The sequence below is a fragment of the Nonomuraea sp. CA-143628 genome (assembly GCF_050942315.1).
Taxonomy (GTDB): Bacteria; Actinomycetota; Actinomycetes; order Streptosporangiales; family Streptosporangiaceae; genus Nonomuraea.
The window spans coordinates 1-20,248 of the sequence record NZ_CP192072.1 but is presented as its reverse complement, the minus strand read 5'-3'; the positions used below and the strand labels follow the sequence as shown (position 1 = coordinate 20,248).

The following is a 20,248-nucleotide window of genomic DNA, read 5'->3' as shown; positions in this document are numbered from 1 at the left end:
CTCAGACGTGGCGTACGGCGGCGTGCAGGCATTCGGCCAGGTGATGGACGTCGGATTCCGTTGTCAGCCAGTTGCTGAAGGCGGCGCGCAGGGCGGGCACGCCGTTCAGGACCGTAGGCGTGAAGAACGCCTCGTCGGCGAGGCGTTCGCTGAGAGCGGCCAGCCGCTCGGCGGTGGGGTCGGCGGCCAGGGTGAAGCACACGACGTTGAGCCGGACGGGCGCGAGCAGCCGCAGACCGGGGATGCCCTCGATGGCCTCGCCCAGTAGCTGGGCGCAGGCGATGCACCGTTCGGTGATCTCGCGGTGGCCGTCCCGTCCGTAGGAGCGCAGGGTGAACCAGGCGGCCAGCGCCCGCAGGCGCCGGGAGTTCTCCGGGGTGAGGTGGCCGCTGTCGGGCGTGTCACCGAGCGGGCCGAGGTAGGCGGCGGCGTTCTGGAACACGGCCGTCTGCAGGTCCGGGCGGCGGGTGAACTGAAGGGCGCTGTCGTACGGCACGTTCAGCCATTTATGCAGGTCGATGCAGATGGAGTCGGCCAGGTCAAGGCCGTCGCACAGATGGGCGTGGGCAGGGGAGAGAGCGGCGAAGGCGCCGAAAGCGGCGTCCACGTGCAGCCAGAAGTCGTGACGCTCACGCAGCGCCGCGATGGCGCGCAGATCGTCGAAGTCCGCGGTGTTGACGGTCCCGGCGTTGGCCACCACGACGCACGGGCCGTCCACCTGGCGCAGCGCGAGTTCCAGCGCCGCCGGGTCGACGCACTCCCGCCCCGGGCTGGTGGGTACGGTCACCAGGGCCCGGCGCCCGAGCCCGAGCATCGACAGGCCCTTGGGCACGCTGGAATGCGCGGTGCCCGACAGCACCGTCACCGGCCCGAGTGCGCCGGCCCCGTCCTCGGCCGGCGAGACGCCGGTCCGTTCGCCGATCCACTCGCGGGCGACGGCGAGCCCGACGGTGTTGGACATGGTCGCACCGCTGACGAACGTCCCATGGTGGTCGCCGGAGAGCCCGAACAGGGTACGCAGCCAGGCGATCGTCTGGCGTTCCAGGTGTTGCCCGGCCGCGTCGAGGGAGGTGAAGGAGTTCTGGTCCCAGGTCGCGGTCAACCAGTCACCGACCAGCGCGGCCGGTGTGACACCTCCTGTGACGAAACCCCAGTAGCGCGGGCCGGCGCTGGCCGACAGCGTCGGCTCCCAGCGTGTGGTGAACTCCTCAAGCGCCGCTCTCAGCCCCTCGCCCCGCACGGGCGTCGCAGCCGGCTCGGGGATCGGGGCCGTGGGGACGACCTTCCGTTCCGCCAGGCGCCCCAGGATGCCGGCGCTGTGCTCCGAAACCGCCCGCAACAGCTCGGGCAGCTGGTCGCGGTCGGCGGCGAGTGTGGGGTGCATGGTGGTTCTCCCTTCATCTGGAACGGTTACGACGGTATGCGGGGCACCTACCCCGCCGCCTGGTCCAATTGTGGAAAACTGGACCAGTGAGGATCGGAGAGCAGCAGCTGGCCAGGGCTCTGCGGTCTTGGCGCGGCACGGGCGAACCACTCAGCACGGCGCTGGCCCGCGCCGTGCGGGAAGCGTTGCTGGACGGCCGCATCCGCGCCGGAAGCGAGTTGCCCGCCGAGCGCCGCCTGGCCGCGGCGCTCGGGGTCAGCCGCGGCACGGTGACGGCCGCCCTGGCGGGGCTGCGCGAGACCGGATGGGTCCATACGCGGCATGGGAGCGGCAGCCTCGTGCGGTTGCCTCCAGCGGTGGCCGAGCGTGTCGCCCCGCTCTCGGCGTCCGGGGACACTGGATCGACGATCGACCTTCGCCGGGCCGTCCCCGCCGCGCCGCAGCAGGCGTACTTGGAGGCCATGCGACGAGCGGCCGATCGCGCCGGGCCCGTACTGGCCGAACACGGGGAGCCGGGACCGGGCTTGCCCGAACTGCGCGCGATGATCGCCGAGCGCTACAGCCATGAGGGGATGGCCACCCGGCCCGAGCAGATCCTGGTCACCAACGGGACGCGGGCCGCGCTGACCCTGCTGGCGGCCCATTTCCGGCCCCGCCTCACGGCGGTGGAGATACCCACGTACGTCGACGCGCTCCACGTGCTGCGCGCCGCCGGTACGAGGCTGGTCGGCTTCCGGGTCACCGGCGACGGATGGGACCTCGACCAGTTGGAGTCCTCCTTCGCCGCCGCGCGCGGCCACCTCGCCTACCTGGTGCCCGACTTCCACAACCCGACCGGGGCGCTGATGTCCCCACACGTCCGCCGCACCGTCGCCGAACTGGCCGCCCGCCATCAGGTGACCGTGGTCGCCGACGAAACAATGCGCGACCTCGACCTGCGCGAGAAGCCGGTCGGCATGCCGCGGATCGCCGGCGCGCTGCTCATCGGGTCGGCCAGCAAGTCGGTATGGGGCGGGCTGCGCGTCGGCTGGATCCGTGCCCGAGCCTCGCTCGTTCGTGACCTAGAGGAGCACCCCCTGGCCGGACCCCTGTCCGCCTCTCCCATGCAACAACTCGTCGCCGCCGAACTCCTGAGCGACCCCCATCCGGTGCTCGAACTGCGCCGGGACGAGTTGCGCGCACAGCGCGACCACCTCTGTGCCCTGCTCGACGGCGACGATCGCTGGCGTTTCACCCGCCCGCCCGGCGGGCTGGCCCTGTGGCTTCGGTTGAGCGCGACACCCGCCGATACTGTCGTGCGCCACGCGGACGAGCACGGAATCGCGCTCGTCGCGGGCCCGCGCTTCGCGGCCGACGCCACCCTGACCCATTACCTGCGCGTCCCGTTCACCCCGCCGCAGCCCGTCCTGGACCGCGTCGCCGCAGTCCTCGGCGACGCCTGCTCGGAAGGCCGGGGCCGTGAGCTGAGGGTCAAATGACGGTAGAACGGTCGACCACTCCGGGCAGGCTCTCCTGTGTCGGCCTCTGGTCGTTGAGGGTTGTGTCCAGCGGCGTGGCACTCTCGTAGAAGTCCACCCTCCACGGGGCGGTCGTTGCCTCACTCACCGTGTGTCGGTCGGTCATGCGCGGGAGGCTACTCCCCTGCGGGCTCGTCCCACATCGACGTGCCGTACACCACCTGGTGGCGGTCGACCGGGATCACGATGTCCGCGGTCTCGACCGGCCGGGTGTCGGCGTAGTAGGTCCGCTCGATCGTCAGCACGATGGCGGCGTTCCCTACGTCGAGGCGCTTTGCCTCGTCTTCGGTGGCGGGTCGCGCCGATACGACCTCAGCCGAGTGCGTTACCTGAACACCAATCTGCCGCAGGCGCTCGACCACACCAGCGCCAGCATGCGGACCATCCTCAGGCATGACGATGGGCGTGCCGCGGGTCAAGGCCAGCGGCTCCCAACTCGTCGAGAGCATCACCGGATTTCCATCGCCCCGGAATGTATAGGTCGTCCTGACCACGTCGGGGTCTCCAGCTGGTGGCTCGTCGAGGGCTAGGCGCTCGCGCACCGCGGCGGAGGCCTGCGCCGTCCGGGAGTCGTAGTCCCAGGTCCCGGCCTGGCCCTGATTGGCCATCTCGCCAGCGAACGGCGAGCCGCCGCGGGCGTTGCGGTTCCAGCTGCGTACGAGACGGCGGATCTCGGGTTGCGCTCGCACGTAGGTACCTGAGCCCGGACGAGCCACGGCGAGCCCCTCGGACGTCAGAACGTCGAGTGCGTCGGCGGCGGTGTTGCGTGCGACGCCGTACTCCCGGGTGATGTCCGGGATGGAGGGCAGCCGGTCTCCCACGGCGAGCTCTCCAGAGGCGATCTTGGATCGCAGCTCGTCCGCTATGCGGAGGTACTTCGGGCGATCCGCGGGGTGATTCACGCGTACAGCTTGACGGGTTACATAGTCAGGCGGCAAGCTTCATATGACACGTCGATAACTGACTATGCAGCACTAGGTGGTCCCCCATGCTTCACCAGACGCTGCCAGGCGTACCCGCCGCAGTAGACGATGCCCGCGCCTGGATCCGCACCGTCGTACAGAGCGAGCACCCCAAGGTCGAGGTCGCCGTCGCCGTTCACATCATCGGCGAACTGGTGGCCAGCGCCGTCCGGCACACCCCCAAGGGTGGTCTCGTCGAGATCCTTGTGACTCCTGCCGCGCGGGGCGGCATGGTGATCGAGGTGAAGGACCCCGGCGCGCCCGCCCTCGATCCCGACATTGGCGGCTGGGCGGACATCAGCCGCGGCGTGCTGAATTTCGGTGCCTCCTCCACCGAGGGCGGTCACCGCGCCTGGTGCGAACTTCCCCAGGCCACCAGGCCATGACCACGACCGCCGTCCGGGTGCCGTACGTCGTCGCCTACGAGGTCGAAACCGTCGCGCTCAACCTTGCTGTCATCCACGACGTCTGGGCGCTGAACGGGCGTCGGCTGTCCTACGCCGACCCGGCGGCGAGCGACTGGGTGATGGGTGTGCTGTGGGCCCGGCAGAAGTGCGATCGGCGCGGGAAGGTCAACTACAAGGAGATGCACACCCTCCGGCAGCGGGAGTGCATGCTGCACCGGCTCTGCCAGGTGTGCCAGGCCCCCGCGATGGATCCCGGCACCGGACGTCTGTCCTGGCTGTTCCACGAGGAAGTGCACGCCGGGGCCGGCCAGCTCAGCAAGCCGCCAACGTGCCTGCGGTGCATCCCCAAGGCGCGGGCCGCATGCCCGCATCTTCAGCTCGATGCCCACGTCTACACCTCGCCCGACTATGAGCCGTGGGGTGTGAAGGGACTCGTCTTCTCCGCCTCCGGCCGGCCGACTCTCCAGGACGTCCCACTGACCGATCTCTGCACGCTGGAATTCACGCTCGCCAGGGCCCTGATCGTGCACGTATCGAACCTGCTGCCCAGGCAGGCCCCTTGGCCAGCCCGGCCGCCATACCGAAACCTCCATGGCGGCCGGGTCAATCTCCCCGGCGAGCCCGTCGCACGTCAAAGTGACGATCGAACCGGGGCCTGGGGTCTCCGTCCGGATCTGGAGGGACGGTGGCGGAGACCCCCTCTCACAACCCCTCTAAGGAGCTTCGAATGGAACTGCAGATACTCTCCGCACTCGGTCTATCCGCCGACGTCGGAGCCGTGATCATCGTGTGCGGCCTGCTCGGCTGGGACTGGCTGAGCTGGGTGTGGGGGCGTACCACCGCCCGCACATAGACAGCCCGGCCGCCACGCTGAGCCCTAAATCCTCCGTGGCGGGTCCGCGTCCCCTGGAGCAGCCCATTCACGCCACAGCGCACGAGCGTCCGATCGGCGGCTGTTACGTCGAAACCCCTCGCGAAGGCGATACAGTGTACGGCAACCGATACGCCGTACGAATATGGAGTTCTGCCCTTGTACCCCACGCAGCGCCAACGCCCCCTCGACCCGCCCGACGAAGCGACCGAACTCGGCCGCGCGGCCCCGTGGCACCGCCTTACCTACGCCGACGGCCACCTCGGCTGGCTGGCCACCGGGCACGCGGCCGCCCGCGCCGTGCTCGGCGATCCGCGCTTCAGCAACCGGCCCGAACACATGCACCCGCCGATCCCGTCCCGCACGGAGCTGATGAAGAAGTCCGACTTTCGCATCCCGCCGGGCTTCTTCCTGCGCATGGACCCGCCCGAACACACCCGCTACCGCCGACTGCTCACCGGCCAGTTCACCGTGCGCCGCATCAAGGCGCTCGAACCCCGGATCGCGGAGATCACCCAGGCCTGCCTGGACGCCCTGGCCGCCGGCGGGCCGCCCGCCGACCTCGTCGATCACTTCGCGCTGCCGCTCCCGTCGCTGGTGATCTGCGAGCTGCTCGGCATCCCGTACGAGGACCGCGCCCGTTTCCAGGACGACACCAAGAAGCTCCTTGACCTCACGCTCGGCGGGCAGGACGCCGCCGCGGCTCTGGGCAGGGTGTTCGCCTACCTGGGCGAGCTGATCGGCCGCAAGCGCGCAGAACCCGCCGACGACCTGCTCAGCGGGCTCATCGGAACCGGTGAACTGAACGACGAGGAGCTGACCGGGGTCGCGTTCCTGCTGCTGAGCGCCGGGCACGAGACCACCGCCAACATGATCGGCCTCAGTACGTACGCGCTGCTCACCCACCCCGCCCAGCTGGCCCTGATGCGAGACGACCCGTCGGCCGCCGACAACGGCGTCGAGGAACTGCTGCGGTTTCTGTCGATCATCCACATCGGGCCGATCAGGACGGCGCTGGAGGACGTCGAGATCGACGGCCACCCGATCAAGGCGGGCGAGACGGTCACCGTCCACACTCCCGTCGCCAACCGCGACCCCGCCCGCTACCCCGGCGGGGGCCGCCTCGACCTCACCCGACCGGCCGGCGGGCACCTGGCGTTCGGGCACGGCATACACCAATGCCTCGGCCAGCAACTCGCCCGCGCCGAACTGCGCATCGCCCTCCCCGCGCTGCTACGCCGCTTCCCCGGGCTCCGGCTGGCCATTCCGCCCGAGCAGGTGCGCATGCGGGAGAGCATGAGCATCTATGGCGTGCACACACTCTCCGTGACCTGGTGACGATCAGGCGCTCAACTCGGGAACCGTAGTGGGGAATCCGAGCTGAGCATTCACTCCAAGGGGTTGCCCGTTTGCACTCATGAGGGCATGAGACCAGGTTGATGTATTGGGCGTCACAGAACCCATGACTGCCATCCGCCCCCGTCCCCTCAGGGCACTGTTGCGAGGCCTTCCTCGATGAGCCACGAGGACATGCCATGAGCGATAATCTCCCTGCATGGGACGTGATGAACGCGGTGTGACTCCTCAGAATGAGGACTTCTCGGCCTGGTACAACGAGCTGGTCGCAAAGGCGCAGCTCGTTGACAGGGGACCCGCCAAGGGCACCATGGTCATCCGACCGTACGGTTATCGCCTTTGGGAGCTCATCCAGGGGGAACTTGATCGCCGGATCAAGGACACCGGTCATGAGAATGCTTACTTCCCTCTGCTGATCCCGGAGAGCTACCTCCGGCGAGAGGCCGATCATGTCGAGGGGTTCTCGCCTGAGCTCGCCGTTGTCACTCACGCTGGCGGTAAGGAGCTTGAAGAGCCGCTGGTCGTTCGGCCCACCTCAGAGACGATCATCGGTGAGATGATGGCCAAGTGGGTCTCATCCCATCGAGACCTTCCGCTCCTGCTGAATCAGTGGGCCAACGTCGTGCGCTGGGAATTGCGGCCCCGCATGTTCCTGCGCACGACGGAATTCCTCTGGCAAGAGGGTCACACAGCACACGCCGACGAGGCGGACGCGATGCGCGAGACGATGCTGGCGCTCGATCTCTACACAGAGGTTGCGCGGGACATCGCGGCGATCCCCGTAGTACCTGGTGAGAAGACAGCCGGGGAGCGGTTCGCCGGCGCCGTCCGTACCTTCACCATCGAGGGCATGATGAGGGACGGCAAGGCGCTCCAAGCTGGAACCTCCCACTACATGGGCACGAATTTCGCCAAAGCCTTCGACATTCAGTACACCTCCGAAGCTGGTCGTCTCGAACTGTGTCACACCACCTCATGGGGCATGTCCACGAGGATGATCGGCGGGGTCATCATGACCCACGGCGATGACAAAGGCCTGGTCCTCCCGCCCAGACTTGCCCCCTATCAAGTGGTAATCGTGCCGATTGGACGTGGCGATCAGGGCGCGCAGACCTCGGCCGCGGCGCTGGAGCTTGCAGGACGGCTTAAGGCGGCCGGTATACGCACCCATGTCGATGATCGCGCACAGCTTTCGCCTGGCTTCCGGTTCAATGAGTGGGAGCTGCGCGGCGTTCCCATCCGGCTGGAACTCGGTCCGCGTGATCTTGAGTCTGGCACTGTGGTGATGGCCAAGAGGCTCGGCGACGAGGGCAAACAGAGCATCTCGCTGTCTTCTGCGCCGGAGCTCATTCCTGGCGTACTGGAGGATTTCCAAGCCTTCCTTCTTCAGCGGGCTACCGAATACCGCGACAGTCACACCATGAGGGTGGACACCTGGGACTCCTTCACGGAAGCCGTAGCGTCGGGATGGGCGTTGGTGTTGCACTGCGGCAGTCCCGCGTGTGAGGACGACATCAAGGCCAAGGTCGCAGCAACTCCGCGCTGTATTCCGCTCGACGGTGCTTCAGAGACCGGATGGTGCGTGCATTGCGGTGAAGCATCTGCGTATGGCAAGCGTGTCATCTTTGGGCGGGCTTACTGATCACGGCTACCACGATGCTCCGTGAGCCGGGGCTGAGGAACGAAGTCCCGGATCGGCGATCGCCCCCGACCCCGTACGCTGGCTGGCCTCAGCCAGGCGATCGCAGTGCTGCATTTGGTCGGCGGGCGAGGCATGGTGCGGCGGGCGTCGGATCTCGGTGATGTGCATGCTCAGGCCGTTCTGCGCCCGCTTCCACGACGTCCGTCGCAGAGCGACTCGGTTGTGCTGACTACTGCTTGAGCGGAGCAGGGATCGCCAGTCACTCAGTAAGACACTCAGAATGCCAAAGAGCCGCTCTCCGGAGATCGGAGAGCGGCCTTTTCGCTGGTCAACTGAGTGGGGCTACCAGGACTTGAACCTGGGACCTCTTCCTTATCAGGGAAGCGCTCTAACCGTCTGAGCTATAGCCCCGCGTACGCCAAACGGTATCGCATCCCCACCAGGGAAGGCGAACCGGTTGTCCGGACGAGGAAAAGCTTACCGCCTCTCCCGAGTTGCTCGCGCCGCCCCCGGAAGATCGACGGCGACGCGAGCCCAAAAGCCGCAAAACCACAAGCCACAGAACCACGAACCACGTACGGAAACTACTCTGCCTCGCTGAAGGTCACCTCGACGCCGCCCACCAGGTCGGAGGCCACGTTGTAGATGACCGCCCCCAGCGTGGACAGTGCCGTGATCAGCACCACGTTCACCGCGCCGATGAGGGCGGTGTAGCCGAGGATGCGGACCGGCTCGAACCAAGAGGCGATGTCGATCGGGATCGAGTTTTGCCCCTGCTCACCCTTGCCGAGCTGGTTGACCAGGTCCACGAGCGAGTCGAACACGCCCAAGGCGGACAGTACGCCGTACAGGACAGCCACTGCCACGAACAGCACCACGAAGCAGACGAGGGAGACCACGAAGCTGAACTTCATGGCCGACCACGGCTCGACGCGACGCAGGACCAGGTGGGCCTTGCGGGGGAGACGGGCCCCCGCGGAACTGGAGGACTTCTTCTTGGGCATCTCGACAAGCGGAGGCGCCTCGGAAGTCAGCGAAGGACGGAGACGGACCGTCTCGTTGCCCTCCGTCGTCTGATCCTCCCCTGGCTGACCCGTGGTGGGCGGCACTACTCCTTGCGGAGGCGTCGCCTTCTCCTCGTCGACCGCTGCGTCGAAGATCTCGGTTTCATTGGGCTTCTTCGGCTGCTGGCCGTTGTCCCGGGCCGCCTGAGTCCTGGCGGAGCCACCCTGGGCGTTCATGACCTACTCTCCTCCCCCGTCTTCCTCAATCTCCACCGAAGTCTCCATGGACTCGGCGTTCCGGGCGAGGGCCACCACGCTGTCGCCTTCGGCGAGATTCATCAAACGCACTCCCATGGTCTGGCGGCCGGACTGCTTGATCTCGCCGGCACTCGTCCGGATCACCCCGCCGGCGGACGTGATCGCGAAGACCTCATCCTCTGGGTTGACCATGACTGCTCCGACCAGCTTGCCACGGGAACTGACGATTTTCGCAGTCAGCACGCCCCTACCGCCACGTCCTTGAACTGGATACTGCTCGACGGGTGTCCGCTTTGCGTACCCAGCCTTGGTGGCGATAAGCACATGTTGACCATCGGCGATTCTATTCATGGCGAGAAGTTCGTCACCATCGAGGAATCTCATGCCGATGACACCGCTGGTCGCCCGCCCCATCGGGCGCAACGCCTCGTCGGAGGCGGTGAAGCGGACGGACTGCGCGCCCTTGGAGACGAGCAGCAGATCGTCCTCCTCGGAGACCAGGCGGGCCCCGATGACCTCGTCGTCGTCCCGCAGGTTGATCGCGATCAGACCACCGGACCTGGGGGAGTCGTACTCGGACAAGCGAGTCTTCTTCACCAGGCCGCTGCGGGTGGCGAGCACGAGGTAGGGGGCGACGTCGTAGTCACGCAGGTCGAGGACCTCCATAACGGTCTCGTCAGGCTGCATCGCCAGTAGGTTCGCCAGGTGCATGCCCCGCGCATCACGCGCGGCGTCGGGCAGTTCGTAGGCTTTGACGCGGTAGACGCGGCCTTTGTTCGTGAAGAACAGCAACCAATGATGGGTCGTCGTGACGAAGAAGTGGTCGACGATGTCGTCCTGGCGCAGTTGCGCGCCCCTGACGCCCTTGCCGCCACGCTTCTGCGCCCGGTAAAGGTCGGTACGGGTGCGCTTGGCGTAGCCGCCGCGGGTGATGGTGACGACGATCTCTTCCTCAGCGATGAGGTCTTCGATCGACATGTCGCCGTCGTACGCGACGATCTCGGTCTGGCGGTCGTTGCCGAAGCGGGCGACGATCTCGGCCATCTCGTCACCGACGATCTGCCGCTGCCGGGGCTCCGAGCTCAGGATGTCCTGGTAGTCGGCGATCGCCGTCATCAGCGCGTCGAACTCGTCCTGGATCGCCTGGCGCTCCAGGGCGGCGAGCTTGCGCAGCTGCATGTCGAGGATGGCCTGGGCCTGGATCTCGTCGATCTCCAGCAGCGTCATCAGGCCACCCTGGGCCTCCGCGGCCGACGGCGAGCGCCTGATCAGCGCGATGACCTCGTCCATCCGGTCGAGCGCCTTGAGCAGCGCCCGCAGGATGTGGGCCCGCTCCTCGGCCTTGCGCAGCAGGTAGCGCGTCCGCCGGACGATGACCTCGATCTGGTGCGCCACGTAGTAGGTGATGAACTGGTCGAGCCGCAGCGTGCGCGGCACCCCGTCGACCAGGGCCAGCATGTTGGCGCCGAAGGTGTCCTGGAGCTGGGTGTGCTTGTACAGGTTGTTGAGCACGACCTTGGCGACGGCGTCGCGCTTGAGCACGATGACCAGTCGCTGGCCGACCCGCGACGACGACTCCTCGCGGACGTCGGCGATGCCGGTGACCTTGCCCTGCTTGACCAGCTCAGCGATCTTGTAGGAGAGGTTGTCGGGGTTGACCTGGTAGGGGAGTTCGGTGACGACGAGGGCGTGCCGGCCCTTGTTGTCCTCCTCGACCTCGACGACGGCTCGCATGGTGATCGAGCCGCGGCCGGTGCGGTAGGCGTCCTCGATGCCCCGGCGGCCGACGATCAGGCCCTTGGTCGGGAAGTCGGGGCCCTTGACCCGCGCGATGGCCGCTTCGAGCAGCTCCTCTTCGGAGGCCTCGGGGTTGTCCAGCGACCACTTGACGGCCTCGGCCACCTCGCGCAGGTTGTGCGGCGGGATGTTGGTCGCCATACCGACAGCGATGCCGCCCGAGCCGTTGACCAGCAGGTTGGGGAAGCGCGCCGGGAGTACGACGGGCTCCTGGGAGCGACCGTCGTAGTTGGGCTGGAAGTCGACGGTCTCCTTGTCGATGTCGCGCAGCATCTCCATGGCGATGGGCGCGAGCTTGCACTCGGTGTAGCGCATCGCCGCGGGCGCGTCGTTGCCCGGAGAGCCGAAGTTGCCCTGCCCGTCGACCAGCGGGTGGCGCAGCGACCAGGGCTGCGCCAGGCGTACGAGGGCGTCGTAGATCGAGGTGTCGCCATGGGGGTGGTAGGAACCCATGACGTCGCCGACGACGCGCGAGCACTTGAAGTAGCCGCGGTCGGGGCGGTAGCCGCCGTCGTACATCGCGTAGAGCACGCGGCGGTGCACCGGCTTGAGACCGTCACGCACGTCCGGCAGGGCACGCGAGACGATGACCGACATCGCGTAGTCCATGTAGCTGCGCTGCATCTCGGTCTGGATGTCGACCGGTTCGATGCGGTCCGAAGACGGTGGAGGCGGAGTGTTCACTTCCGTCACGTGTGAAGATCCTTTTCTACTGTACGGCTGAGCGCTACACGTCTAGGAAACGGACATCTCGCGCATTGCGGATGATGAAGGCCCTGCGCGCCTCGACGTCCTCACCCATGAGCACGCTGAACATCTCGTCCGCCTGGGCGGCGTCGTCGAGCGTGGCCTGTAGCAGGATGCGGCTGTCAGGGTTCATGGTGGTTTCCCACAGCTGGTTGGCGTTCATCTCGCCGAGACCCTTGAACCGCTGGACCCCGTCGTGGGCGCGGGGGTCACGCTTGCCGCGGCCGATGCCGTCCTCGATGATCGCGTCGCGTTCGCGGTCGGAGTAGGCGTAGGAGGCGTCGTCGCCCTTGCGGTCCCACTTGATCTTGTAGAGGGGCGGCTGCGAAAGGTAGACGTGGCCGCCCTCGATCAGCGGGCGCATGAACCTGAACAGCAGCGTCAGCAGCAAGGTGGTGATGTGCTGCCCGTCGACGTCGGCGTCGGCCATCAGGATCAGCTTGTTGTAGCGCAGCTTGCTGATGTCGAACTCGTCGTGCACGCCGGTGCCCATGGCCGTGATCAGCGACTGGACCTCGGTGTTCTGCAGGACCTTGTCGACCCTGGCCTTCTCGACGTTGAGGATCTTGCCGCGGATCGGCAGGATCGCCTGGAACCGCGAGTCGCGCCCGCCCTTGGCCGAGCCGCCGGCCGAGTTGCCCTCGACGATGAACAGCTCGCACTTGTCGGGGTCGTTCCACTGGCAGTCGGCCAGCTTGCCCGGCAGGCCGCTGCCCGACTCCAGCAGCGACTTGCGCCGCGTCAGGTCACGGGCCTGGCGCGCCGCGAGGCGGGCCCTGGCGGCCTGCAGCGACTTGTTGATGATGTCCTTGGCCTCGCCCGGGTTGCGCTCGAACCAGGCGCGCAGGTGATCGTTGCAGGCCTTCTGGACGAACGACTTGGCCTCGGTGTTGCCGAGCTTCGTCTTGGTCTGCCCCTCGAACTGCGGGTCGGCCAGCTTGATCGAGACGATCGCGGTCAGGCCCTCACGGACGTCCTCGCCGGAGAGGTTGTCGTCCTTGCCCTCCTTGAGGAACTTCTGCTCGCGCGCGTAGCGGTTGACGATCGACGTCAGCGCCGCGCGGAAGCCCTCCTCGTGGGTGCCGCCCTCAGCCGTGTTGATGGTGTTGGCGAAGGTGTAGACGGACTCGCTGTAGGAGTTGTTCCACTGCATGGCGATCTCGACGGAGATGCCGTCGCCATGCTCCTCGAAGTCGATGACCGACGCGTGCGCGGGCTCCTTCTTGGAGTTGAGGTGCGTCACGAAGTCGGACAGACCGCCCTGGTAACAGTAGGTGACCTCGACGGACTCGCCGTTGACGTGGTCGGGCCGCTCGTCGCGCAGCACGATCGTCAGGCCCTTGTTGAGGAAGGCCATCTCCTGGAAGCGGCGCGAGAGCGTCTCGAAGTTCCAGGTGGTGGTCTCGAAGATCGCCCCGTCGGCCCAGAACGTGATCGTGGTGCCGGTCTCGGTGGTCTCCCCGTCCGTCGCCAGCGGCGCGGTCGGCTTGGAGTGCTCGTAGCGCTGCCGCCAGATGTGGCCGTTCTGCTTGACCTCCACCTCCATGGCGGTGGACAGCGCGTTGACGACGGCCGAGCCGACGCCGTGCAGACCTCCGGACACGGCGTACGACTTGCCGTCGAACTTGCCGCCCGCGTGCAGCGTGGTCAGCACGACCTCGACGGCGGAACGCTTCTCGACCGGGTGGATGCCGGTCGGGATGCCGCGGCCGTTGTCGATGACCCGCACACCGTTGTCGGCGAGCAGGGTGACGTCGATGCGGTCGGCGTGGCCGGCGAGGGCCTCGTCCACCGAGTTGTCGACGATTTCGTAGACCAGGTGATGCAGACCGCGCTCACCGGTCGAACCGATATACATACCCGGGCGCTTGCGAACCGCCTCAAGCCCTTCGAGTACGGTGATTGAGCTAGCGTCGTAGGACAAGTGCCAAATCCTCCTGCCGCGGACACGCGGCTGGGGAGGCGACCGTTGTCAAGCTGCCCCTGCCGTGCCCGTCACCGTCGTGAGTGCCCCGTTGCGTTGATCACCCGGGGGAATCGGCGCCGCATACGTGCCGGGGGTGACACGCAAACGGACGTGTCCGGAATCCAGTTTCATTCTACCGGCTCTGAGGGCCCAAGGTGGCATTGAACGCGCCTGTAACGGCCTGTCGCTTGATTTCCCCCTCTTCGAGCATCCCCCCACAGGAGTGGGGGTCATCGCGTCTGCGGCTCTCTGATGGGTTTTCTCGCGGATCCGGCCCATGGGTTTAGCGCCGATCCGGCTCAGCCGTAGGTGTCTCCCGGCCCCTTGCTGCCGGTCACCCTCAGGCCCCCGGCCGCGCGCGGTGCGTTCTGCGGGCCTCTGACCTTCACCTTCGTCACCGTGCCGTGACCGAGCTCCTCGTTGAGCCGACGTACGAGAGTGCGCGCGAGCAGGCGTACCTGGGTCGCCCACGCGGTGGAGTCGGCCAGGATGAGCACCTCGCCGTCGTCGAACGAATCGGGCTTGGTGTGCGCGGCCAGCTCGGGACCGACGATGTCGGACCAGCGGCCGAACACCCCGCCGACGGCCGCCGACCGCTCCCAGCCGCGGTCGGCCAGCAGGTCGGAGATCGCGCGTCCGAAAAGCTGTGGATCGCCGGCGTCCCTGCGTGCCCCCGCCCTGCGCCTGGGCTCGCGGCGGGGGAGCTGGCCGCGCTTGGCGGCGTCGGCCTTGGCCTGGGCCAGCTTCTCCCTGGCCATCGCCGCGCCCCTGGCCGTGGGATTGTCATCGGCGGGCACGTTGGAGGTGCTGTCAGCGGACACGCGTCACGCTCCCTTCCGCGACATCGAACCTGGCCCCGATCAACTCCCCGGGCACGTCGTCGGCCACCGCCGCGGTGATGAGCACCTGCTCGGCGGGGGCGACGATCTCGGACAGGCGGCGCCTGCGCTGACTGTCGAGCTCGGCGAAGACGTCGTCCAGGATCAGCACCGGGTCGCCGCCCTCGGCCCGGAGCAGGTCGTAGGCGGCCAGGCGCAGCGCCAGGGCGAACGACCACGACTCCCCATGGCTGGCGTAACCACGCGCGGGCAGCTCGCCGAGGCCCAGGATCAGGTCGTCGCGGTGCGGGCCGACGAGGGTGACACCCCGCTCCAGCTCGGCCGCGCGGACTTCCAATAGCCGCTCGCGGAGTCGTTCTTCAAGGGTTTTCCCCAAGTCTGTGGATAACGTCTGTGTATCGGAAGATCCCGTCTCACCGGGGACTTCGTCCTCAGCCGCGTCGCCGCCTGTGGACAAACTGCTGCGATAGGACAGGGTCGCGGGGGCGCTCGTGGGGGCCAGCGCGGCGTAGGCTCCGGCGACCAGCGGGCGCAGCGCGTCGATGAGACCGAGCCGCGCTTGGAGGAGCTCCGCGCCGTGTCTCGCCAGATGCGCGTCCCAGACCTCCAGAGTGCTCAGGACGTCTCCGGCGCCCGCCGCCGAGAATCCCGCGTCACTCTCGGCTCTCCGGGCGCTCCTGGCCCCTCTGCGGGCCTGGGAGGCGGCACGCAGGAGCGCTCCTCGCTGCTTCAGCACGCGGTCGTAGTCGGCACGTACGCCGGCGAACCGCGGGGTGCGGCTCACCAGCAGCTCGTCGAGGAAGCGCCGCCGCTCAGAGGGGTCGCCCTTGACCATCGACAGGTCCTCGGGGGCGAACAGCACCGTGCGCAGCAGGCCGATGACGTCGCGCGGCCTGGACACGGGGGAGCGGTTGAGCCGGGCGCGGTTGGCGCGCCCCGGGTTGATCTCCAGCTCGACCAGCGCCCGCCGGTCGTCCCTGTGGATGGCGCAGCGCACGATGGCCCGGCTCGCACCCCGTCGTACGAGAGGCGCGTCGCTCGCCACCCGGTGGCTGGAGTGCGTCGCGACATAGCCGAGGGCTTCGACCAGGTTGGTCTTGCCCTGGCCATTGGGCCCCACGAACGCCGTGACGCCCGGCTCCAGGCCGAGCTCCACGGACGCGTAGGACCGGAAGTCGGTCAGCGACAGATGGGCGACGTGCACCCCAAGAAGGTTAGTGGGCCACGCAGCTCACTGGGGTCACCGGCGTGCGCCTGTGGAAAACCGGTATCGGGGTCAGCGCACGTTCGGCGGGGTCACGTCGGCGCCGGGGGAGTCGGCGCCCATGCCCGTCGAGCCCTCCGCCGAGGCGATCGGGTGGCCGCCGAACTGGTTGCGCAGCGCGGCCACCACCTTCATCGCGGGCGGGTCCTCCTGGCGCGAGGCGAACCTGGCGTACAGCGCGGCGGTGATCACCGGCAGCGGCACGGCGTGGTCGACCGCGGCCTGCACGGTCCACCGGCCCTCGCCGGAGTCCTGTGCGTAACCGCGCAGCTCCTCGAGGTGCTCGTCGCTCTCGAGCGCCCGTACCAGCAGGTCGAGCAGCCAGGAGCGGATGACGGTGCCGGTGCGCCAGCTGCTGAAGCAGCCCTTGACGTCCTTGACGATGTCGGAGGCTTCCAGGAGCTCCCAGCCCTCGGCGAAGGACTGCATCATGCCGTACTCGATGCCGTTGTGGACCATCTTGGCGAAGTGTCCGGCGCCGACCTCGCCCGCGTGGACGAAGCCGTCCTCGCCTTCGGGCTTGAGCGTCTCGAAGATCGGCATCATGTGCTGGACGACGGGCTCGTCGCCCCCGCACATCAGCGCGTAGCCGTTCTGCAGACCCCAGACGCCGCCGCTCACGCCGCAGTCGACGAAGCGGATGCCGCGCTCGGCGAGCTCGGCGGCGTGCTTCTGGTCATCCACATAGTGTGAATTACCGCCGTCGATGACGATGTCGCCCTCGGAGAGGAGTTTGCCGAGCTCGTCGACCGTCTGCTGAGTAGGTTTGCCGGCCGGGACCATCACCCAGACCGCGCGCGGCGCCTCCAGCCTGTCGACCAGCTCTTTCAAGCTGCCGACGTCGCTGGCCTCCCGGTTGTGGTCATAGCCCACCACCTCGTGGCCTCCGCGGCGCAGCCTTTCGGCCATGTTGCCGCCCATCCTGCCAAGTCCGACCATGCCGATCTGCATGATGTACCAACTCCCCTAGTCAGGCCTCCATAATCCCCGATGGGATTTTCAGCTCGACAAGCGGATCGGCATGATCAGGTAACGGTAGTCGGGGACTCCGCCGTCATCCACAGGCTTTCCACCGGTGAGGATGGCGGGCTTGGTGGACGTGGTCATCTGCAGCCGGGCGACGTCCGAGTCGATCGCGCCCAGCCCTTCCAGCAGGAACTGGTGGTTGAAGGCGATGTTCATCTCCTCGCCCTCGTAGTCCACCGGCAGCACCTCGACGGCCTGGGCCTCGTCGCCGCTGCCGGCCTCCAGCACGACCTCGCCGCTCTTGAACGCCAGGCGTACCGGAGTGTTGCGCTCGGCGACCAGGGCCACGCGCTTGACGGCCTCGACGAACGTGCCTGTGGACAAGTCGGCGCGCGCCGAGAACTCCGTCGGCAGCAGCGAGCGGTATTTGGGGAACTCGGGGTCGAGCAGCCGCGTCGTGGTACGCCGCCCGGCGCTGGAGAAGCCGATCATGCCCTCACCGGTGCCGCCCGCCGAGCTGAGCGCGATCTCCACCTCGGCGCCGGTCGCGCCGAGCGCCTTGGCCGAGTCGGCGAGCGTCTTGCCGGGGATCATCGCGATCGCCGCGAAGTCGGGCTGGTCGGGCTGCCATTTCAGCTCGCGGACGGCCAGGCGGTAGCGGTCGGTCGCGGCGAGGGTCACGGTGTCGCCCTCGATCTCCATCCGTACGCCGGTGAGCATGGGCAGCGTGTCGTCCCTGCCCGCAGCGACGGCGACCTGGCCGACGGCGGCGGCGAAGACGTCGCTGCCCACCCGGCCGGCGGCCGGCGGCATGGCCGGCAGCGACGGGTAGTCCTCCACAGGCATGGTCAGCAGGGTGAACCGGGCGCTGCCACAAGTGACGACCGCCTTGGCTCCCTCCACGACGAAATCCACAGGCTGTGCGGGAAGCGCGCGGGTGATCTCGGCGAGCAGCTTGCCGGAGACCAGGACGACGCCGGCCTCACCGGTGTGGAGTTCGAGCGTCACCTCGGCGGAGACCTCGTAGTCGAAGCCCGACAGCTTCAGCTGCTGGTCCTCGGTGACCTCCATCCGCATTCCGGCGAGAACGGGGACCGACGGTCGCGCGGGCAGGCTGCGTGCCGTCCATGCCACCGCCTCAGCGAGGACGTCTCGCTCGATTCGGAACATCACGGTCATCAGCCTCCTGAGTTCGTCGTTGATTCAAGTGTTGCCTCTCCCGCACCCGAGTTCCGGGAGAACCCCTCTATGGGTCTTGAGTTTCTTAGTAAGAGAGATAGGTGGTCTTCACACTAGGGGGTGTGGATAGTGTGGACAACCGGCGTTTCCCCTGGTCAGCTTGCGTGGCGTCGCCCACATGCCCGGTGGATTACGCCTGGGGAAAACTTCGGCGCCTGGGGATGGCCGTTCGTTGCCCACAGCTCGTCCCCAGATCATGGTGCGTTCATCCACTGGTCATCCACCGGCTTTCCACAGGTTATCCACGGGCTAAACGGCCTCGCGAGAGACCCTTTTTCGACTGTGCACAGGCCGTCCACAAGTCATCCACCGGATGTCCCCAGGTTGTCCTCAGGATGTCCCCAGCTTTATCCCCAGGCGTCGCGCAGGATTTTTCAGGCGAAGATGGGGCGTACGGCCGCCGCTTTTTGACGTTTCCCCTGATCCACAGTGTTATCCACAGGCTGTGCATAACGGGTCAGGATCCGCGCGACGTCTGTTTGATACGCATTGTTAGCTCGTTGACCTGGTTGTACATCGACCTGCGCTCCGCGATGAGCGAGCGGATCTTGCGCTCGGCGTGCATGACGGTCGTGTGATCGCGGCCGCCGAACTGCTGCCCGATCTTCGGCAGCGACAGGTCGGTCAGCTCGCGTACCAGATACATCGCGATCTGTCTGGCGTTGACCAGAGCCCTGCTGCGCGAGCTGCCGCAGAGGTCGTCGATGCTGATGCCGAAGTATTCGGCGGTCTTGGCCATGATCGTGGCGATGGTGATCTCGCCGCCGCCGTCGGAGGTGATCAGGTCCTTCAGCACCACCTCGGCCAGCTGCAGGTCGACGCCCTGCCTGTTGAGGCTGGCGAAGGCGGTGACCCTGATCAGCGCGCCCTCCAGCTCGCGGATGTTGGTGGAGATGCGGCTGGCGATGTACTCCAGGACCTCGGGCGGGGCGGCCAGGCCCTCCTGGATGGCCTTCTTCCTGAGGATCGCGATGCGGGTCTCCAGCTCGGGCGGCTGGACATCGGTGATCAGGCCCCACTCGAACCGGTTGCGCAGCCGGTCCTCCAGCGTGATCAGCTGCTTCGGCGCCCGGTCGCTGGAGATCACGATCTGCTTGTTGGCGTTGTGGAGGGTGTTGAAGGTGTGGAAGAACTCCTCCTGCGTCTGCTCCTTGCCCTCCAGGAACTGGATGTCGTCCACGAGCAGGATGTCGATCGCCCGGTAGCGGCCGCGGAAGCCGTCGGCCTTGTGGTCGCGGATGCTGTTGATGAAGTCGTTGGTGAACTCCTCCGAGCTCACGTATCTCACCCGCGCGCCGTCGTACAGGCTCTGGGCGTAATGCCCGATCGCGTGCAGGAGGTGGGTCTTCCCCAGGCCCGAGTCGCCATAAATGAAGAGGGGGTTGTACGCCTTTGCGGGGGATTCGGCTACGGCCACCGCGGCCGCGTGGGCGAATCGGTTGCTGGCCCCGATGACGAATGTCTCGAAGGTGTACTTCTGGTTGAGCCGGGCGGGTTCGCTGGGTTTGTTGCTCTTCGCTTCCCAGCGGTTGTGCGTCGGCTCCGGCAGTTTCTCCACAGGGGACTGCCCCTGTTCAAAAGAGAACGTGGGCTGTGGATATTCGGTGGATATCTGGGCCGGGTCCGGCTGTGGAGAATAGAACTGCGGAGGTTCGGAAGCCTGGTAGAGCTGGGGCGATGGGGGCTGTGCATAACGTGGCTGGGGGTCGAGCCCCTGGGGATAATTTTGAGCCACAGGCTGTGGATGAAGGTCCGGCATCGGCTGCTCGGGGGCCGTCGTGTCGATCATCACGGCCAGGCGCATGGCCCGGCCGAGCTCCTGGGAGAGCGCGTGGGCCACGAGGGGGCGCAGCTTCCCCTCGATGAGGTCCTTCAGGAAGTCGTTGGGGACGCCAAGCACGATCGTGTCGTCGGCCCGGGCGATGGGGCGCACCATGGAGAGCCAGGTGCGCTGCTGTATGGGGACGTTCTCGTTGAGGAAGTTGCTCAGGGCGTTCGCCCATACCGTGCCGAGGTCGACATCGTTCAT

The 20,248-nt window shown here is 67.3% G+C and carries 16 protein-coding genes and 1 tRNA gene; 5 read left to right on the top strand and 12 right to left on the bottom strand.

Annotated features, from left to right (window positions below; all coding sequences use genetic code 11):
• Position 1 precedes the first annotated feature (1 nt).
• Positions 2 to 1,384, bottom strand: coding sequence for a pyridoxal phosphate-dependent decarboxylase family protein (locus ACQP2T_RS00085; RefSeq protein ID WP_433514148.1), 1,383 nt, complete (start codon positions 1,382 to 1,384; stop codon positions 2 to 4).
• A gap of 86 nt (positions 1,385 to 1,470) precedes the next feature.
• Here ACQP2T_RS00085 and ACQP2T_RS00080 point away from each other — a divergent pair, with 86 nt between their 5' ends.
• Entirely contained in the window at positions 1,471 to 2,862 is a 1,392-nt protein-coding gene (locus ACQP2T_RS00080) for a PLP-dependent aminotransferase family protein (RefSeq protein ID WP_433514147.1), read from the top strand.
• Here ACQP2T_RS00080 and ACQP2T_RS00075 read toward each other — a convergent pair.
• Both ACQP2T_RS00075 and ACQP2T_RS00070 read right to left on the bottom strand, forming a co-directional pair.
• The gene (locus ACQP2T_RS00075; protein ID WP_433514146.1) at positions 2,855 to 3,007 is read right to left on the bottom strand and encodes a hypothetical protein; all 153 of its coding nucleotides are present in this window, start codon (positions 3,005 to 3,007) and stop codon (positions 2,855 to 2,857) included. The two genes, ACQP2T_RS00080 and ACQP2T_RS00075, sit on opposite strands and share 8 nt — an antisense overlap.
• A gap of 10 nt (positions 3,008 to 3,017) precedes the next feature.
• Positions 3,018 to 3,722 (bottom strand): GntR family transcriptional regulator, encoded by a 705-nt coding sequence (locus tag ACQP2T_RS00070; protein WP_433514145.1) that lies wholly within the window; start codon positions 3,720 to 3,722, stop codon positions 3,018 to 3,020.
• 167 nt (positions 3,723 to 3,889) lie between these two features.
• Between ACQP2T_RS00070 and ACQP2T_RS00065 the strand changes: the two genes are divergently transcribed.
• The 4 genes from ACQP2T_RS00065 to proS all read left to right on the top strand — a co-directional run bounded on the left by ACQP2T_RS00065 (position 3,890) and on the right by proS (position 8,139).
• Complete coding sequence (locus ACQP2T_RS00065; protein WP_433514144.1) at positions 3,890 to 4,249, top strand: hypothetical protein; 360 nt, start codon at positions 3,890 to 3,892, stop codon at positions 4,247 to 4,249.
• Positions 4,246 to 5,052 (top strand): hypothetical protein, encoded by an 807-nt coding sequence (locus ACQP2T_RS00060; RefSeq protein WP_433514143.1) that lies wholly within the window; start codon positions 4,246 to 4,248, stop codon positions 5,050 to 5,052. Before ACQP2T_RS00065 ends, ACQP2T_RS00060 begins: the two co-directional genes overlap by 4 nt.
• Positions 5,053 to 5,300: 248 nt before the next feature.
• Complete coding sequence (locus tag ACQP2T_RS00055; RefSeq protein ID WP_433514142.1) at positions 5,301 to 6,479, top strand: cytochrome P450; 1,179 nt, start codon at positions 5,301 to 5,303, stop codon at positions 6,477 to 6,479.
• A 217-nt stretch (positions 6,480 to 6,696) separates the two neighbouring features.
• Positions 6,697 to 8,139 carry a proline--tRNA ligase gene (gene proS / locus ACQP2T_RS00050; RefSeq protein WP_358534241.1) on the top strand — a complete coding sequence of 481 codons (1,443 nt, stop codon included), beginning with the start codon at positions 6,697 to 6,699 and terminating at the stop codon, positions 8,137 to 8,139.
• A gap of 337 nt (positions 8,140 to 8,476) precedes the next feature.
• Here proS and ACQP2T_RS00045 read toward each other — a convergent pair.
• The 9 genes from ACQP2T_RS00045 to dnaA all read right to left on the bottom strand — a co-directional run bounded on the left by ACQP2T_RS00045 (position 8,477) and on the right by dnaA (position 20,248).
• Positions 8,477 to 8,550 (bottom strand) — tRNA-Ile (locus tag ACQP2T_RS00045).
• A gap of 173 nt (positions 8,551 to 8,723) precedes the next feature.
• The gene (locus ACQP2T_RS00040; protein ID WP_433514141.1) at positions 8,724 to 9,380 is read right to left on the bottom strand and encodes a DUF3566 domain-containing protein; all 657 of its coding nucleotides are present in this window, start codon (positions 9,378 to 9,380) and stop codon (positions 8,724 to 8,726) included.
• A gap of 3 nt (positions 9,381 to 9,383) precedes the next feature.
• Entirely contained in the window at positions 9,384 to 11,891 is a 2,508-nt protein-coding gene (gene gyrA / locus ACQP2T_RS00035; RefSeq protein ID WP_433514140.1) for a DNA gyrase subunit A, read from the bottom strand.
• A gap of 34 nt (positions 11,892 to 11,925) precedes the next feature.
• On the bottom strand, positions 11,926 to 13,848 hold the full coding sequence (gene gyrB, locus ACQP2T_RS00030; RefSeq protein ID WP_433520008.1) for a DNA topoisomerase (ATP-hydrolyzing) subunit B: 1,923 nt from the start codon (positions 13,846 to 13,848) through the stop codon (positions 11,926 to 11,928).
• Between the two features lie 362 nt (positions 13,849 to 14,210).
• Positions 14,211 to 14,732: a DUF721 domain-containing protein gene (locus tag ACQP2T_RS00025; RefSeq protein WP_433514139.1), complete on the bottom strand. Its 522-nt coding sequence runs from the start codon at positions 14,730 to 14,732 to the stop codon at positions 14,211 to 14,213.
• A complete protein-coding gene (recF, locus tag ACQP2T_RS00020; RefSeq protein ID WP_433514138.1) occupies positions 14,722 to 15,954 on the bottom strand; it encodes a DNA replication/repair protein RecF in 1,233 nt (410 codons plus the stop codon). The genes ACQP2T_RS00025 and recF overlap by 11 nt, the downstream gene beginning before the upstream one ends.
• A gap of 72 nt (positions 15,955 to 16,026) precedes the next feature.
• Positions 16,027 to 16,965: a phosphogluconate dehydrogenase (NAD(+)-dependent, decarboxylating) gene (gene gnd, locus ACQP2T_RS00015; protein WP_433514137.1), complete on the bottom strand. Its 939-nt coding sequence runs from the start codon at positions 16,963 to 16,965 to the stop codon at positions 16,027 to 16,029.
• Between the two features lie 48 nt (positions 16,966 to 17,013).
• A complete protein-coding gene (gene dnaN, locus ACQP2T_RS00010; protein ID WP_433520007.1) occupies positions 17,014 to 18,153 on the bottom strand; it encodes a DNA polymerase III subunit beta in 1,140 nt (379 codons plus the stop codon).
• A 523-nt stretch (positions 18,154 to 18,676) separates the two neighbouring features.
• Positions 18,677 to 20,248 (bottom strand): chromosomal replication initiator protein DnaA, encoded by a 1,572-nt coding sequence (gene dnaA / locus ACQP2T_RS00005; protein ID WP_433514136.1) that lies wholly within the window; start codon positions 20,246 to 20,248, stop codon positions 18,677 to 18,679.

What these genes read in the sequence shown, in the direction of transcription:
- ACQP2T_RS00060 (WP_433514143.1), top strand. Translation starts at nt 4,246, where the DNA reads ATGACCACGACCGCCGTCCGGGTGCCGTACGTCGTCGCCTACGAGGTC.
- ACQP2T_RS00085 (WP_433514148.1), bottom strand. Translation starts at nt 1,384, where the DNA reads ATGCACCCCACACTCGCCGCCGACCGCGACCAGCTGCCCGAGCTGTTG.
- gnd (WP_433514137.1), bottom strand. Translation starts at nt 16,965, where the DNA reads ATGCAGATCGGCATGGTCGGACTTGGCAGGATGGGCGGCAACATGGCC.
- ACQP2T_RS00075 (WP_433514146.1), bottom strand. Translation starts at nt 3,007, where the DNA reads ATGACCGACCGACACACGGTGAGTGAGGCAACGACCGCCCCGTGGAGG.
- proS (WP_358534241.1), top strand. Translation starts at nt 6,697, where the DNA reads ATGGGACGTGATGAACGCGGTGTGACTCCTCAGAATGAGGACTTCTCG.
- ACQP2T_RS00040 (WP_433514141.1), bottom strand. Translation starts at nt 9,380, where the DNA reads ATGAACGCCCAGGGTGGCTCCGCCAGGACTCAGGCGGCCCGGGACAAC.
- dnaA (WP_433514136.1), bottom strand. Translation starts at nt 20,248, where the DNA reads ATGAACGATGTCGACCTCGGCACGGTATGGGCGAACGCCCTGAGCAAC.
- ACQP2T_RS00065 (WP_433514144.1), top strand. Translation starts at nt 3,890, where the DNA reads ATGCTTCACCAGACGCTGCCAGGCGTACCCGCCGCAGTAGACGATGCC.